General features: G+C 62.4%; 12 protein-coding genes. 1 reads left to right on the top strand and 11 read right to left on the bottom strand.

Annotated features, from left to right (window positions below; translation table 11 throughout):
- Positions 1-6: 6 nt before the first annotated feature.
- From ACWF6P_RS03140 to ACWF6P_RS03090, 11 genes are all read right to left on the bottom strand, one after another.
- Positions 7-840 carry an NmrA family NAD(P)-binding protein gene (locus ACWF6P_RS03140; protein ID WP_452619940.1) on the bottom strand — a complete coding sequence of 278 codons (834 nt, stop codon included), beginning with the start codon at positions 838-840 and terminating at the stop codon, positions 7-9.
- A gap of 14 nt (positions 841-854) precedes the next feature.
- Entirely contained in the window at positions 855-2,795 is a 1,941-nt protein-coding gene (locus ACWF6P_RS03135; RefSeq protein WP_452619939.1) for a hydantoinase B/oxoprolinase family protein, read from the bottom strand.
- Positions 2,795-4,894 (bottom strand): hydantoinase/oxoprolinase family protein, encoded by a 2,100-nt coding sequence (locus ACWF6P_RS03130; protein WP_452619938.1) that lies wholly within the window; start codon positions 4,892-4,894, stop codon positions 2,795-2,797. Before ACWF6P_RS03130 ends, ACWF6P_RS03135 begins: the two co-directional genes overlap by 1 nt.
- 292 nt (positions 4,895-5,186) lie before the next feature.
- A complete protein-coding gene (locus ACWF6P_RS03125) occupies positions 5,187-5,858 on the bottom strand; it encodes an SRPBCC family protein (RefSeq protein ID WP_452619937.1) in 672 nt (223 codons plus the stop codon).
- The gene (gene cutA / locus ACWF6P_RS03120) at positions 5,855-8,377 is read right to left on the bottom strand and encodes an aerobic carbon-monoxide dehydrogenase large subunit (RefSeq protein ID WP_452619936.1); all 2,523 of its coding nucleotides are present in this window, start codon (positions 8,375-8,377) and stop codon (positions 5,855-5,857) included. The genes ACWF6P_RS03125 and cutA overlap by 4 nt, the downstream gene beginning before the upstream one ends.
- Entirely contained in the window at positions 8,374-9,018 is a 645-nt protein-coding gene (locus ACWF6P_RS03115; protein ID WP_029256750.1) for a (2Fe-2S)-binding protein, read from the bottom strand. The genes cutA and ACWF6P_RS03115 overlap by 4 nt, the downstream gene beginning before the upstream one ends.
- A gap of 2 nt (positions 9,019-9,020) precedes the next feature.
- Positions 9,021-9,923 carry an FAD binding domain-containing protein gene (locus ACWF6P_RS03110; protein WP_452619935.1) on the bottom strand — a complete coding sequence of 301 codons (903 nt, stop codon included), beginning with the start codon at positions 9,921-9,923 and terminating at the stop codon, positions 9,021-9,023.
- Positions 9,924-10,012: 89 nt separating this feature from the next.
- Complete coding sequence (locus ACWF6P_RS03105; RefSeq protein WP_452619934.1) at positions 10,013-11,440, bottom strand: uracil-xanthine permease family protein; 1,428 nt, start codon at positions 11,438-11,440, stop codon at positions 10,013-10,015.
- A gap of 292 nt (positions 11,441-11,732) precedes the next feature.
- On the bottom strand, positions 11,733-12,956 hold the full coding sequence (locus ACWF6P_RS03100) for an aminotransferase family protein (RefSeq protein ID WP_452620435.1): 1,224 nt from the start codon (positions 12,954-12,956) through the stop codon (positions 11,733-11,735).
- A 40-nt stretch (positions 12,957-12,996) separates the two neighbouring features.
- Positions 12,997-14,475, bottom strand: coding sequence for an amidase (locus ACWF6P_RS03095; RefSeq protein WP_452619933.1), 1,479 nt, complete (start codon positions 14,473-14,475; stop codon positions 12,997-12,999).
- Positions 14,476-14,611: 136 nt separating this feature from the next.
- Positions 14,612-15,721 (bottom strand): barbiturase, encoded by a 1,110-nt coding sequence (locus ACWF6P_RS03090; RefSeq protein ID WP_007735206.1) that lies wholly within the window; start codon positions 15,719-15,721, stop codon positions 14,612-14,614.
- A 223-nt stretch (positions 15,722-15,944) separates the two neighbouring features.
- Here ACWF6P_RS03090 and upp point away from each other — a divergent pair, with 223 nt between their 5' ends.
- Positions 15,945-16,568: a uracil phosphoribosyltransferase gene (gene upp, locus ACWF6P_RS03085; RefSeq protein ID WP_452619932.1), complete on the top strand. Its 624-nt coding sequence runs from the start codon at positions 15,945-15,947 to the stop codon at positions 16,566-16,568.
- Positions 16,569-16,611: the final 43 nt, after the last annotated feature.

Genomic DNA, 16,611 nt, shown 5'->3' with positions numbered 1-16,611 from the left:
CAAGGTTCACCGAATCAGGCTCTCGATTCCCGTCGGTCGGCGACCCAACAGCAGTTCGACGGCCGCACTGCCGGCGAGGAAGTCATGGTGGTTGTAGAAGTCGAACATCGCGGCCAGACGCGAGCTGGCGTTGACGTCGAGGTCGTTGCCGATCCGTTCGCGCCAGTGATCCACGCTGATCTGATCTATCGCGACGGTCCGTGACGTCTGCTTCTCCACTATCTGTGCCACCTCCATAACGCTCAGAGCTTCAGGGCCGCCCACTTCGTACGTCGCTCCGTGATGCTCACCCGGGCCCTCGCTCAGAACCACAGCGGCAACGGCCGCCACGTCCGCCAAACTCACGAACGAGAATTTCGTGTCCGCGCTGTACGGCAAGACGATGGTCTCGGATCGACCAGTGAGTACCGCCTCGAAGTTCTCGGCATACGCACACGGCTGCAACACAGTCCACTTCAGCGGGGAGCGATGCAGTTCGTCCTCACACCTGGCTTTGTCCAGGTGATGCGGCATGGACGGGCTGAACGGCCACGCGACGGAGTGATAGACAAAGTGCTCCACTCCCGCCGAAGCCGCTGCCGTCAGGGCATTGCGAAGAAGTGCCGGCTCGTCGGGATGGACGTTGGGGGCGATGAAGTACACGCCTCGGCACCCGGCGAGCGCCTTGCGCAGTCCGTTTCCCGTCTCGAGTTCGACCTCGAAATCGCCTTCGATGCGGGCTTTTCGCACCAGTCGCCGAGCTGTCACGCTCGACGGAAGTGCGGTGACAACTGCCTCGCCGGTCTTACCCGCGGCGCCGATCACCGCGATGTCGGCGCCGCGAGCAATTCCGTTGTTCATGAGAGTTTTCCGTCCTAGACGTAGTCGTAGACCGCTGAGGTGGCGCCACCGGAGAGCTGTGCGTAGCCCGGACCCCGATCGAAGAAGGGTTCGTTCTCACCGCGCTCCGAACGCAACTGATCCCGTAGCTCCGTGGTGGCAGCCTCGTCGACAGACGGCTCGTCACCGTCGATCACGACAACTCCGTAGTCGTCGCGTGCGCCTTCGACGGAAACCTTGCGCCACTGAATATCTCGCAAGACTTCCTCGGTGGGACGCTCCAGTGGATCTCCCCAACCGCCGCCACCGGTGGTACGAATTCGTACAATCTCGCCGGCCTTGATCGGCTCGGCATCGGTCAGTGCGTCGAACTCACGCTCGTTCGGTCCACCCGGATTCAGTACGACGGAGAACGGCCGGCCGGCCTTGCCGCCCTTGACACCCCAGCAAGCCAGAATCGAACGGTCCGCGATGGACATGAAATGCGCATCCTTGAGCATGCGGATGTGCTTCTCGTATCCCAAGCCGCCCCGGTAGCGTCCAGCTCCGCCGGAATCCATGGCCAGACCGAGCTTCTCGACGATGAACGGGAAGCGGCTCTCGGTGAACTCGGTAGGCAGGTTCCGCGAGTCGGGAACGACGTGAATCGTGTCCTCACCGTCGGCGTAGTAGCGTCCGCCCGAACCACCGCCGAGTACCTCACGCATGAGGTACGAGTGACCCTCGAAGTCCTCACCGTAAACACCGGTGTATCTGATGGTTTCCTGATCGGCGGGCATGTTCCCGTCCACGGCCTTGGCCACGACGCCGGCGAGCACACCGAGCAAGCGGAGGATGACAAACGTGCGAGCGTTGGTGGGAGCGGGGAAGATCGGAGTGATCAGTGTTCCCTTCTCGGGGAACTTCATCTCGATCAGCGGTACGACGCCCTCGTTGACATCCAGTTCTGCCATGCGCTCCGGGGTGTCCGCGAGGTTACGCAGAATCGGCGCCAGCCACTTGATGAGGAAGTTTCCGTCCGCGTAGTCGCCGCAGTGGTTGATCGGGCCCTTTGCCTGCGGCCCGGTTCCGTTGAAGTCCAGAATGAGTCGCTCGCCGCCCTCGTCTTCCGGCCGCGTCTTCGTGAGCGTGATCCGCTGGATGTGGAGCATCGGCTCGTCGACGCCGTCGTGCTCGGCGTAGTCCTCCCAGGTGTACTCACCGACCGGGATCTTGCTGAGGATCTCGCGGCGGTACGTCTCGGTGGTCGCGTCCATCATCGCGTCGAAGCACGACTCGACGGTGTCGACGCCGTAGCGCTCGAACAATTCGGTGAGTCGACGCGCACCCATCAGGCACGCCGAGCACTCGGCATCGAGATCGGCTGCGAGAGCGTCGGGCATGCGGGAGTTGCGCGTCATGATGCGCAGCGCCGCCTCGTTGGGAACTCCCTGATCCCACAGTTTGATCGGCGGAACCATCAGTCCCTCTTCGTACACCGTGGTGGCACCGGACGGCATGGAGCCGGGGCAGCAACCGCCGATGTCGTCGTGGTGGCCGAATGCCTGAACGAAGGCAACAACTTTCGGTTCGGCATCGGGAGTGACGCGGGCGAAGACAGGCACGGTGACGCAGAGGTCGGGGAGATGGCCGATGCCACCTTCGGACAGGTAGACGTCGTTGTGGAAGTACACGTCTCCCGGCTTCATCGTCTCGAGCGGGAAGTCCCGCGCGATCGGATGAACCAAGGCGGAATACGAACGGCCCGTGAGCTTGCGGAGGTTCCGGTCGTGAATACCTGCGCGGAAGTCGTGAGCGTCACGGATCATCGGTGAGCGCGAGGTGCGCGAGATGGAGGTCTCCACCTCCATCTCCACGCTGGCCAGATAACCGGCGACGATCTCGACCAGAATCGGATCAGGTGACGCGCCGTCGGTAGCGGTGAGTCGGTACGGCTTGGCCGCGGTGGCAGCAGCAGCATCGAGAATGGCGGTCATCACTTCACTCCGTTCGAGTCGGAAGACTTCGAGATACGAATGTTCCCGAAGGTGTCGATACGTGCCGAGAATCCGGGATGGATCGGAACAGTCGAGCTGAACTCCTCGATCACGGCGGGTCCTTCGATGACGTCACCCGCACCGAGCAGTGTGCGATCGTAGGTGGCCGTTTCGACCCAGCTGTCGAAATAGGATTGGCGCGAACCGGTTCGGGCGGTGTCGGCACCGTTTCCGGCAGCGATCTCCTTGAGCGTCGGACGCTTGATCGGGCCGATGCCGCTCACGCGCAGGTTGACCCATTCCACGTGCTGCGACGGGTCTCCCCGGAAGTCGTAGCCGTACAGTTCACGGTGTGCCTGGTGGAATGCCTCGGCCGCGTCGTCCATGATCTGCGCCGTGACGGTGCCTTCCGCCACGGGGACACGTACTTCGAAGGCCTGACCGAGGTAGCGAAGGTCCGCAGTGCGGGAGTACTTGCGCTGCGTCTCGTCGAAACCTTCTTCGGCGAGCGCGATCTCGGCCTCGCCGGCCAACGCGTCGAACTGGCTCTGCAGGTCTTCCGCCTTCAACCGGTCGTGGCGGCTGACATGCGTCTGAACGTAGTCGTTGCGCACGTCGACCGTCAGTAGGCCGAACGCGGAGACGTTACCCGGATTGAGTGGGACAAGAACATCTTTCAGGCCGAGAATGTCGACGAGACGGCAGGCGAGAAGGGAGCCGGAACCGCCGAACGTCACGAGGGTGAAGTCGCGAACGTCAAGACCACGCTTGACAGTGATCTGGCGCAGCGCGTTGGCCTGGTTCCACGCCGAGACCTCGAGGACACCGACCGCGCACTCCTCGTAACCCAGACTCAGCTGCGCTGCAAGCTCTTCGAGTCCCTTGCGTGCCAGTTCGGTGTCGAGGGGGATCTCGCCACCAAGCAGATGGGGTGGGATGCGCCCGAGCAAGACATGCGCATCGGTGATGGTCGGTTCGCTGCCGCCCTTGCCGTAGCACAACGGTCCGGGATCGGCGCCCGCCGACTGAGGACCGACCCGGAGGGTGTGTTCCGGTGTCATCCACGCGATCGACCCGCCACCGGCGCCGACGGTCACGACGTCGATCATCGGGATCTTCGACGGGTAGTTGCCCACTCGCCCTTCGGTTGTCAGCGCAGGCTCGCCGCGAACCACGACGGTGACGTCCGTCGACGTTCCGCCGCCGTCGCAGGTCAACACCTGCTCGACGCCGGCCGCGTCGGCGATCAGTGCGGCACCGAGAGCACCGGCAGCCGGTCCGGAAAGTACTGTCGTAATAGGCTGGTGAACAACCTCTTTGGCCGAGAGGACACCGCCGTTGGACTTCATGACGTAGAACGGGATGTCGCGGGGTTCACCGTCGGTGGTCGAGAACTCACGCAGACGATTCGCGATGTTGTTCACGTAGTTGCGGATGTTCGGCTTGACCGCGGCGTCCACGAGGGTGGTGATGGACCGCTCGTACTCACGGTACTCACGAAGCACCTGGCTCGAGATGCTCACCGTCGCGTCGGGGAAAACTTCGAAGAGGATGTCGCGTACGCGCTCCTCGTGCGTCGGATCGGCGTACGAGTGCATGAGGCAGACACCGATGGTGCGAATACCACGGTCCTTGAAGAACTGCGCTGCGCTGCGGACGCTCTCTTCGTCGAGCGGTCGAATCTCGCTGCCGTCGAAGGAAAGCCGTCCGCCGACGGTGCGTACCCGATCGGCAGGAACGATGCGTTCGGGCTTGACCCAGAAGTACGAGTTGCCGTAACCGTCCGGCACCGACTGACGAGCGATTTCGAGAACGTGCTCGTAGCCTTCGGTGGTGATGAAGCCGAGGTTCTCGACCTTGCCTTCGAGCAGCTTGTTTGTCGCTACGGTCGTACCGTGGCTGACCGCACCGATCGAGTCGCCACTCTCACCGAGCTTGGCGAGTACCTTCTCGATACCGGCGAGAAAGCCCTCGGCGGGGTCCGCCGGAGTGGACGGGGTCTTGGTGGTGACGATGGCGCCGGTTTCGTCGTCCACTGCCACGATGTCGGTGAACGTTCCGCCGGTATCGATACCGACCCGAATCTTCCTGGGTTCCACGCTTCCTCCTGAGATCTTTGGCTCGTCTCGTCTGGTACCGATCGACGGTTGCGGCCTAGCCGGTAAGTGGCTCGTACCTGACGTGTAGTGCTATTCCACAGGTTCGGAACGGCGGATTCTTTGTCACAATTCGCCGAATCGGGGGACCAAGGTTCGGCGCACGATCACGAGCGGATCTTCGCCCGCGCCCCAGCGGGTTACACGGACGTGAAAAACGCCCCGAACCTGGTCGGTTCGGGGCGTTTCCCTCATCGTAAAACAGCTGTGGAAGCCCTGTCGATACGCTGCCGAACTACTCGCGACAACCAGAACGCGCCAGGAATCCGCCTATAGCAACACCTGACAAAGCAATGACTGCGCCGACGACGGCGCTGACCATCACCGTGCGAGCATCGGCGCCACCCGCGGTCGGTACACCGGCCGGAAGAATCGCCGGTGCCGCGACAGCTCCGGAAACTACCGGCACCGCCTCGACCGACGCTGCCGGAATTGCCGCCGCCACGGCGGCCGTGACCTTCTCGGGGATGCCGTTGGCGATGACGCCGTCGATGCTCTTGAAGAACACCCCGGCCATCTTCTTGGCGACACCGGTGATCATCCGCTGTCCGACGCCGCCGACCATCCCGCCGACTACCGCGTCGGCATCGTACGACAGCAGCGTGCCACCCTCGTTCTCCGTCAACGTGACCGTGACGTCCGCCTTCACGGTGCCGGGAGCACCAGCGCCCGAAGCCGTCATGACAAACGAATTGGGCCGATTCTGTTGCGAAAGAACAACTTCACCGTCGTAGACGCCCTTGATCGACGCGACTCCCGCCATGATCGAGAGCTTGTAGTGATTGTCCGTTAGCTGCTCGAGCGACTGCACACCGGGAATGGTCGCGGCCAGTACACGACCGTCCTGGAGCTTGTCGTAGACCTCTTCTCGAGGTGCCGTCAGCTGCGCGGTGCCGGCGATTCTCATGCATTCTCCTCTGATGACGAACCCGCATGTGCGAGTCGAAGTTCGAACAGTTCGGACGGTGAAATAGGCATGGACGTGATCGAGATTCCTTCGGCATCCTCGATGGCGGCCGCGATGACGGCGCTGGTCGGGATCACACCGGCCTCACCGGCGCCCTTCATACCGAGTGGGTTGAGCCCCGACGGCGTGACGGTGTGATCCATCTCGAGTGAATCCGGCATCTCGGTGACAAACGGCATCAAGAAGTCCATGTACGACGCGTTGAGCATCTGTCCGTGCTCGTCGTAGACGATCCGCTCGTAGAGTGCGCCACCGATACCTTGCGCAACGGCGCCCATGACCTGGCCTTCGACGATGCGCGGATTGATCACGTTGCCGCAGTCGTGGATGACGACGTAACGACGGACCGTGATCTCGGCTGTCACGGGATCGGTTTCGACGATCGCCGCGTGCACTCCCGAAGCGAAAGTCGAACTGGGCGGCGAGTAGTAGCCGGTGGCTTCCAGACCGGGCTGCTCGCCCTCGGGAATCGGCGGCTTCGACATGTCCGTGTCGGTTTTGGCAAAACCGGTAGCCAACTTCGATTCACGGTCGAACGCATATCGCAGCGGGTTCGACAGCACGGCAACAACACTCAGCGGTACAGAAGTACCTTCCACCCCGGGCTCGGTGCCGAGTTTGCACACGTGGCCACCCTGGAGTTCCAGTTCGGCTTCCGGCAGATTCAAGATTCCGGACGCGATCTTCTTCGCTTTCTCCGCGACCATCTGCGCCGCGACATGGAAAGCCGAACCCGACATGACCGCGCCACGTGAGGCGAAAGTGCCGACGGCATAACCGAACCGGCGAGTGTCACCGGTGACGATCTCGACGTCGGAGACCTTGACTCCGAGGTCGTCTGCAACGATCTGGGCGAACGCTGTCTGGTGGCCCTGCCCCTGCGTCGTCAAGCCTGTTGCCGCTTTGACCTTTCCGGACGTCTCGACCACTACGTGTGCGCCCTCGTAGGGTCCGGGACCGGTTCCCTCGACGTACGCGCCGATGCCGATGCCGACCGACCGCCCTTCGGCGCGAGCCTTCTTCTGGTACTCGGGAAATCCGTCCCAGTCGATGAGCTTCTTGAGCTTGTCGATACCGGCCTGGTAGTCACCCGTGTCGTAGATCAACGGGCGCCCGTCCTGGAACATGAGGCCGAAGTCGTACGGCATGTCCTCGGGGCGAATGAAGTTCGCCTCCCGGACCGCGATCTTGTCCTTGTTCAGGTACTTGGCGATGGCGTCCATGGATCGCTCCATCGCGAACACGGCCTGCGGGCGTCCGGCGCCTCGGTACGGGGTCACGATGACCGTGTTGGTGTACAGCGAATAGGCGTTGACCCGGAACGACTTCGGCTTGTACGGCCCGAGAACCTGCGTCGCGGTGTTGATCATGACGATGATTCCGTACGGCAGGTAAGCGCCGTTGTCGTGCCAGAACGTGAAGTCGAAAGCCAACAGACGACCCTCGTCGTCGAACCCGATGTCGATCTTCTGGATCTGTCCGCGCTCGTGTGCGCTCGAGATGAAGTGCTCACGGCGATCCTCGACCCATTTCACCTCACAGGAGATGCCGGCCTGGCCGAGGCGCCGAGCGGCCCACGTGATCATCACTTCTTCGGGCCACGGATGGACGATCTTGACACCGAATCCACCGCCGACGTCGGGAGCGATGCAGTGAACCTTGTTCAGCGCCATACCCAATCGCGCGGCAACGGCGGCGCGGGCGGAGGTGGACGTCTGGGTGGAGGTCCAGAACGTGAGGGTGTTCTCGTCGCCGTCCCAGCGCGCGTAGACACCCTTGCCCTCCATCGGCATGGATGCCGAACGCTCGATTTCGAGATCCAGCGTCAGTCGGTGCGGCGCGGCCGCAAGTTCGGCGTCCGGATCACCGAACCCGTGCTGCAGATGAGCGGCGATGTTGTCCGGAACGTCAGCGTGGACGGCATTGTCGGCAGTGCGGGCGACGTCGATTCCCACTACCGGCTTCAGTGTCTCGTACGTGACGTCGATCTTCGCGCACGCATCCTCGGCGATGTACCGATTGTCGGCGACCACCATGGCGATGGCTTCTCCGACGTGGTTCACCTCGTCCTTCGCAAGGGGGTACCCGTTACGCGGAGCGATGATTCCCGGATGCGGAATGAGCAGTGGCAGGTTCTCCGCCATTTCCGGGGTGTCGGCCAGGAGATCTTCGTAGGTGTAGATGGCATGTACGCCAGGCACTTCCAGTGCCTGATCGATGTCGATGTCGATGATTCGCGCATGTGCATGCGGCGACCTGACGAATGCCGCGATCAGCGCGTTGTGGCCCAGATCGTCGAGATACCGCCCCTGACCGCTGAGCAGACGCGTATCTTCCTCGCGCGGAATCGGTTTGCCGAAGAACTTGCCGTCGTCGGCAACCGAATGATCGGCCGTCGAATGATCGGAAGCGGGGTGCTTCGCCCCGTTGCGCTTTGCTGGTTTGACCGGAGTACTCATGCCTTACCCGCCCGTCCTCCGACGGGATTCGTTGTGCCCCGCACCTTGCGATCCAACGCCTCCCGAGTGGATGCGTCGTCGATTCCGAGCGGGAACTGCCCGGCTCGTTCACGCTTGATCTCCGCTGCGCGCAGAACCGACGCCCTGATGTTCTGGTATCCCGTACAACGGCAGAGGTTTCCCGCTATAGCGTCCGTTGCTTCCTCACGCGTGGGATTGGGGTTCTCCTCGAGAAACGCCGCGATGGTCGTCACGAATCCCGGAGTGCAGAATCCGCACTGCAAGCCGTGACAGTCCTTGAACGCCTGCTGAACCGGATGCAAGGTGCCGTCCGGCTCGACGAGTCCTTCGACGGTGGTGATCGATCGACCTTCGAGGCTGGCGGCGAGGACGAGGCAGGATCGCACCGGCTTTCCGTCGAGCAGCACGGTGCACGCACCGCACACGCCGTGTTCACAACCGACGTGCGTTCCCGTCTTACGGAGGTGGTGACGAATGGCGTCCGAGGCCAGAGTGCGGGAGGGGAGAACGACGGTGCTCGTCACCTCGTTGAGTGTGAACGTCACGGCCACATGGTGTTCACCGGTATCTGCTGCCAGCTCGGCAAGTTGATCATCGATGGAGCGATCGTTTTTGGACATGGTCACCACTTTCCTGCCAGTACTGCGTTCTCACTGAGAGCATCTGTTGCCGCTGCAAACCCGACCCGCGCCGTGAGCGCGGACACCAGTTGCGATCGGTACGCCGCCGTCCCGTGAATGTCTGCCTCGGTATCTATCTGCGCGCGGGCGCATTCCCCGAGGGTGCGCCAGCGCGGATCTCGCTGATCCGTCGCGGATGCCCCCGCCAGCACGTCCGTGTAGTCCACGACCTGTCCCAGCTCGCCGGCGGACACGTACGTCATGTGCGCTTCGGCCACCAGACCGTCGACAACGCGAATACGCGCAACGACACCGACCAGTGCGTAGTCACCGTGACGGCGCGCGATCTCGTCGATGGCGGTTCCCACGCCGGGCTCGGCGGCGGGCACCGACACCGACACCGCGATCTCGTCAGATTCCAGGCTCGATTCGAGGGGACCGACAAAGAGATCCGTCGACGCGATCTCGCGGGTGCCACGCACCGACTGGACGCTCACACTGCCCCCGAGCAGTGTCAGGACTGCCGGCATCTCCGCCGACGGGTCGGCATGGACGATGGAGCCGACGCTCGTCCCGCGGTTACGGATCGTGGGGTGCGCTACCAACTGCAGTGCGCGGTTCAGCAGAGGCTGAACTCGGCAAGCACCTTCGTCGGCCGCCAGCACCGAGTGCGTGGCCAGGGCCTGGAACCGCACTCCTTCGTCTTCGGACGAGGTCACCGAAGCGAGGTCAGGGATCGATCCGATGTCGACGATGTGGGCGGGGGCGGCGAGGCGCATGGACAGCAGCGGCACAAGCGATTGCCCACCGGCGAGCACCTTCCCCTCGTGAGAGACCTCGGAGAGGATTCGGCACGCGTCCTCGACCGAGGACGGTCGGTGATAAGTCAGCGGCGACGGTTTCATTACTCAATCCTGCCTCTATGAGTCACTTCACGTTTTGTGCAGATGTGACAACGGTCACGGGTCATACCTGGCATACATTCAACTTGGCATCACGTGAGCTGCACCACTGGCTCTTCCCTTTCGTCATCTGACGCATTCGCGCCCGGTCGCCGCCCGGACTTCGGCCTGTTCAGCTCGGGGTTCCGGGACCCGACGAACTGGCAGAGGTGGTACATCACGATCACGACGATGGTGCCGAGCGCGATACCTCCGAGCGAGAACGTGTCACTGAATTTCAGAGCCGTGTCACCGATACCGATGATCAGGCCGGCGGCGATCGGCATCAGATTCAGCGGATTCCCGAAGTCGACACCGTTTTCTTTCCAGATCTTGGCGCCGAGCAGACCGATCATGCCGAACAGAACCACCAGAATTCCGCCGAGAACGCCCCCGGGAGTCGCCGCCATGACTGCTCCGAACTTGGGCGAGAAGCCGAGCAGGATCGCGATGAAACCCGCGATCACGTACGCGGCGGTCGAGTACACCCGAGTGGCTGCCATGACACCGATGTTCTCGGCGTGCGTCGTCGTGGGGGAGCCGCCTACCGCGCTGGCGATGGCGGTGGCAAAACCGTCACCGGCAATCGCGCGTCCGATGTAGGGGTCCAGATCGTCGCCCGTGATCTCGGCGACCGCCTTGACGTGTCCGGCGTTTTCCGCGACCAGTGCGATGACACCCGGAAGGACCAGAACGATGAACGTGAGGCTGAACGAGGGAGCGTGAATACCGACGATTCCGTTGGCTTCGTCCGAGAACGGCGGCAACCCGAACCACGACGCCGAGTGCACCGAATCCCAGTTGACACGAAAGTGCTCGGTAGGTGCTCCGCTACCGCCGGCGGACGTGATCGGGCCGGAGACCCGGTCGAGGACCCAGGAGAAGATGTAGCCGAAAACCAGCGCGACGAGAATGGCGATACGTCCCAAGAAGCCGCGTAGCGCAACACTCATCACGATCAACGCAACCATCACGATCAGTGCCACCCACTGGTCCTGCGGCCAGTACAACCCCGCGACAACGGGAGCCAGGTTGAATCCGATCAACATCACCACTGCGCCGGTGACCACCGGTGGTAGCGCTTTACTGATGACGCCACCGCCGAGGAAGTGGATGGCGACGCCGACAAATCCCAGAACCAGCCCTGACACCAGAATCGCGCCGGTCACTTCCGCCGTCGTTCCGCCCTGGGCGCGAATGGCTGCGACACCACCGACGAACGCCGCCGACGTACCGAGGTAACTGGGGACGCGTCCTTTGACCACCAGCAGGAAGAAGAGGGTACAAAAGCCTGACATCATCACGGCAAGTTGAGGATTGAGGCCCATGATGATCGGAAAGACGAACGTCGCGCCGAACATCGACACGACATGCTGGCCGCCCAACCCGATGGTTCTCGCCCAACTGAGTCGCTCGCCGGGAGCGACCACTTCACCGGCTCCGATGTTCTTTCCGTCTCCGTGCAACGTCCAGATCGGCATGACGAGACCTTTCGCAAAGGAGGAAGGTGTTCGAAATGCTTTGTGCCCCAGCTCACAAACACCGTGTCTGGAGTGAAACGCTAATGCAGGACCGAGATTTGGACGTGATGACAATCTGCCAGAACCCAATCACCGAGATTGGCAACAATGGTGGCAGATGATGCGGGCAGGGGTCATCGTCAGTGCTGGAGGCAGTTTCGACCGAAATGAGGACCACGCCACGAAGGGCCCAAACATTTTCTTCGGCTTAATGATTCCGTAACACGATGTCTGTCAACGGAAAACGACAGTCCTAGCCGAGGGCTGCGAGAATCCCCGCGGCCATCTCGGCGACCTGATCGTCGGTCATCACAAACGTCGGCGAAATCTGCATCGCACCCTGACCCGCAGCGCGACCCGAAATACCATGCTCGCGAAGCGTCTTCACGAACGGCAACGCCTCCGCCGGATCAGCCAACTGCACAGCCGCGACCGCACCGAGCCCACTACGAACCTCCGCCACCCGCGGATGCTCGGCCAGCGGCTGCAGATGCGTATGCAACGACGCCTCCAAACGCTTCGACTCCGCGAGCAAATTCTCACGCTCGAGAATGTCGAGGTTCGCCATCGCCGCCGCAGCAGCACCGGCATGCCCGCCGTACGTGTACCCATGGCGCCACCACGAACCGGCATAGAACGGCTCCGCCACCCGCGGCGCGATGAACACCGCACCCATCGGAACGTAACCCGACGTCAAACCCTTTGCCGTGGTCATCATGTCAGGCTGCAAATCGAAACGAGTGGACGCGAACCACTCACCACCGATCCGGCCGAAACCGGTCACGACCTCGTCGACGACAAAGAGGATGTCGTGCTCACGGCAGATGTCACGCACCTCGGCCAGATACCCCTCCGGCGGAAGATACACCCCACCCGCACCGATGATCGGCTCCGCGAAGAACGCAGCGATCTTGTTCGCACCGATCTTCTCGATCAACTCGAGCAGGCTCTTCGCATCGTCCCAGCCGACGGTCGCCGCATCCGCCATCAGCTCGCCGTAACCCTCACGGTTCACCGGAATACCAGCCAAAGCCGTTCCCGCAACGTGCATTCCGTGATACGCCTTCTGACGTCCGACGATGATCGCCTTCTCCGGCTGCCCCACCTCGTGCCAGTACCGGCGAGCCAGCTTCGCCGCAGTGTCCACCGAATCCGAACCACCCGAAGTGAAAAAGATCTTGCTCCCGGCAACCGGCGCGATGGCCGCCAAACGCTCCGCCAACAGCTGCGTGGTCTCGGGAACAAAATCACCGAAGTTGGAGAAATGAGCGATCTTCGACAACTGAGCCGCCACCGCATCCGCAATCTCGGTGCGCCCGTGCCCGACATTGGTGAACCACAGGCCCGCCGTCGCATCCAGATACCGAGTGCCCTCGGAATCCCAGATGTACGCGCCCTCACCGCGAGAGACGACAAACGCGCCGTTCTTCTCCACAGCGCCCATGTCCGCGAACCCGTGCCACAATGCCGAAGCCATCATCGTTCTCTCCCAACTGGATACGTCCGAAATAGATAAGTCAGTTCACGCGGAGTGCGGGCGGAAGTACCCGCTCGACCCACTTGGTTGCCTGCTCGAACGCGTAGGCGAGTTGGAGAACGTCCAAGTCGGCGCCGTGCCGACCGATGATCTGGATACCCATGGGAAGCGAACGATCATCGAAGCCGACCGGCATCCCCGCAACCGGAACCCCGGCCATCGTCCAGGGAACAACCGTCTCCATCCACCGGTGATACGTGTCCATCGACCGGCCGTCGACGACCTCGGGCCAGTGAGTGTTCTTGTCGAAAGCAAACACCTGGGCACTGGGAGCGAGAATGTAATCGTAGGTTTCGAACATCTTGGTTATGGCCGACAGCCAGCCGTTGCGAGCCTCCGCGGCCTTGGTCACGTCGAGAGCCGAGAGTGTGACCGCGTGCTCGAGCTCCCACAACAGTTCGGGCTTCATCAACTCGCGCATGCTCGGATCGTTGTACTGATCGATCAAGCCAAGCTGTGCCCACCAACGCCATCGCAAGAACAGTTGCCAGATGTCCTCGGGTTTGAAGTCGGGAAGTGCTGCCTCGACGTGGCACCCCAACTGTTCGAAGACCTCGAACGAGGATTCGCACAACTCGAGGACTCCAGGTTCGGTTGCCAGGTAGCCGTTCCAGTCACCGACCCACGCAATCCGAGAGCCCTTCAGATCACGGGCGAGGCTTTCGGTGAATACAGCGGGATCCTCGCGAATCCCCAACGGTGCATAGGCATCCGGCCCCGCCATCGTGGAGAGCAGGTGGGCCACGTCGGTGACGGTTCGGCCCATCGGGCCCACAACAGCGCCCTGCGCAATGAATCCCGTCTCCGGTACGCGACCCCAGGAAGGTCGGAATCCCACAACGTTGTTGAACGCCGACGGGTTTCGGAGCGAGCCCATGTAATCGCTTCCGTCCGCCAACGGAAGCATTCGGAGCGCCAACGACGCTGCGGCTCCTCCGCTGCTACCGCCGGCGGTGCGCGAAGTGTCGTACGGCGACACCGTCGTACCCCACACCGGGTTGTACGTCTGGGAGCCGAGCCCGAACTCCGGCGTATTGGTCTTGCCGATCACGATGGCGCCGGCAGACTTGATCCGCCTGACGAACAGTTCATCTTCTTCGGCGATTCGATCCGCGAACATCGGCGACCCGGACGTGAACGGCAGACCCTTTGCTGCCGACAGGTCCTTCACTGCATGCGGAAACCCGTGCATCCAACCAAGATAATGCCCATCCGCCAACTGAGAATCGCGCTCGCGCGCCTCCGCCGTCAACGCTTCCCGATCCCGCAGTGCAACAATCGCGTTCACGGCCGGGTTATGCACTTCGATCTGGTCGAGGAAGCTGTCCATCACCTCGACACATGACACTTCACGCCGGCGTATCAGACCACTGAGCGTCACGGCATCGACCATGACGAGATCGCCACTCTCAGCCACACCGGAATCGCTCTCGTCGACAGGGTCAGCAGCATGAACCATCGTGAATCCTTTCAAGCAGTGAAGTGGGGTGCGCCGGGAGACACACCGGACGGACTCACCGCCACCGGCAAATGATTCGAGGACGAATAGCCGGTGGCGGCGCGACTGTCGAAGTTTCCAGCGAGGTTCTTACCGGCTACTGACCGAGATCGACGATGGCAGCGACGGGGCCGCCGCCTTCGGGACCCTGGTGTGCTGCCGACACCGACACGAACACTGCCGGATCACCGGTGACAGCTGCCGTGACTCCGCCGACACACGACTTGATCTGGCGGTGCCAGTGCACGTCGGAGTCGTCGAGCATCGCATTGCGACGGCCGCGGACCGTTCCGTCCTGGCTGGCCTCGCACTTCAAGAACACGTTGACGAGCTGGCCGTCCAGGTCGCTCGAGTGCGGCCGCTCCGGTAGCTCGAGGCCGGCGTCACGGATCGCCGCCCAGATGCCGTCCTGATCGAGCGGATCCTTCATCACGCTGTGCCCGATGCGGTAGCGTCCGCCGACGCCACGCGCGTTGCCGACGACAACGATCTGAGCGCGGTCCAACTCGACGCCGGACGAGCAGGATGCAACTGAGGAGAAGAGTTCGCGGCTGTGCATGACATCCTCGTCGGTCGGCATGTCGATTTCGCCGAGCGCAACCGCGATCCCCAGAGCCGTTCCGCCGTTGGACAGGTCCATCGACTCATGAGTCTGTTCGGTCCACACAGTCTTGCCGCGGCTCTTGGCGTCACGGATGGTGTGGATGGTCAGCAACGGAGTCTTGGTCTGTACGTAGTGCACGTCGGCGGGATCGGTGATGCCGGCATTGGCCATCGCGTCTTTCACTGCCGCAGCAACTTTGGTGATCATGGCCGTACGGCCGATGTCCTCGGGCAGCAGTTGCTCACTCATGGCGACACCCACGGTCAGTCGCGGCTCGTCGGTCTTGGTGACCTTGTCTGCCGGCACGGTCGCGAAGATCGTCGCGTGCGGGCTGATCACGCCGTCCGTGCCGCCGGACCAGACGATCGGCACCTCCGCCACCTCTTCGGGGCTGCGATTACCCTTGGCGGAGAGAACCTCTCGGAACGCTCGGTCCGCGATGATGCGCGTGTAGTCGTTGACGCCGCCGTTACCCTCGGTTTTGCCGATGACTGCAATGACGCGGTCGGCCTCGAGGACACCGTCGTCGATCAGCTTGGCGAGCTCACTGGCGTCGGAGACGCTGTGTAGCGGAACCTTACGGACCTCGATTGCTTCGGGCATTGGCATCTCCTTGTATAGGGAATCGTGGAGGCAAAATTGGGCCTTGACAGTTCCCGGCGCCCAGTCCAGCCGAGCGGTTCGGAACTGCCATGCCGACCACGCTATGACGACTCGAACCCTTCGGCATCGTCAATACTTGCCCAAACGAAAACCGTGATTGGTTATTTCGACTCCGATTCACCGGTTGTGCGCCGCCCCATCGGTTCTCACTTACGATTCGACCATGGACACCACTGTTGTCGACCATCCGCTGGCGGCATCGCTGCTCACGACCATGCGCGACGCTCGCAGCGACAACGCAACATTCCGGTCCGCCTTGCGCAGACTGACCCATATGTTGGTCTACGAGGCCATGCGCGGCGCAGAACTGGAACAGTTCGACATCGAGACGCCAGTTGCTCCGACGATGGGGGTGCGACTGGCGAATCCACCGCTCCTGGTCCCGGTCTTGCGAGCGGGCCTCGGCATGGTCGAACAGGCGAGTGCCCTTATTCCGCAGGCAGGCGTCGGTTTCGTGGGAATGGCACGAGACGAGAAGACACACCAGCCGGTTCCGTATCTCGAGTCCCTGCCAGCTGATCTGTCGAGCACCCCCGTCTACGTCCTCGATCCGATGTTGGCGACCGGTGGATCCATCGTCCGCACAATCGATCTGCTCATTGCACGCGGAGCCACCGATGTGACTGCAATATGTGTCGTCGTGGCTCCGGAGGGGATCGAAGCACTGAAGAACTCCGGACATCCGGTCCGGCTCCTCACCGCGAGCATCGACGACGGCCTGAACGAAAATGCGTTCCTGGTACCTGGACTCGGAGACGCCGGCGATCGCCAATTCGGACCAAGATAGTCACCAGACATACGGAGACCACTCATTCCGAGAGAGTATTTTC

The sequence above is a fragment of the Rhodococcus sp. NPDC055024 genome, from assembly GCF_053608585.1.
The sequence above is the reverse complement of the archived record's forward strand: the minus strand, read 5'-3'. Positions and strand labels throughout refer to the sequence as shown.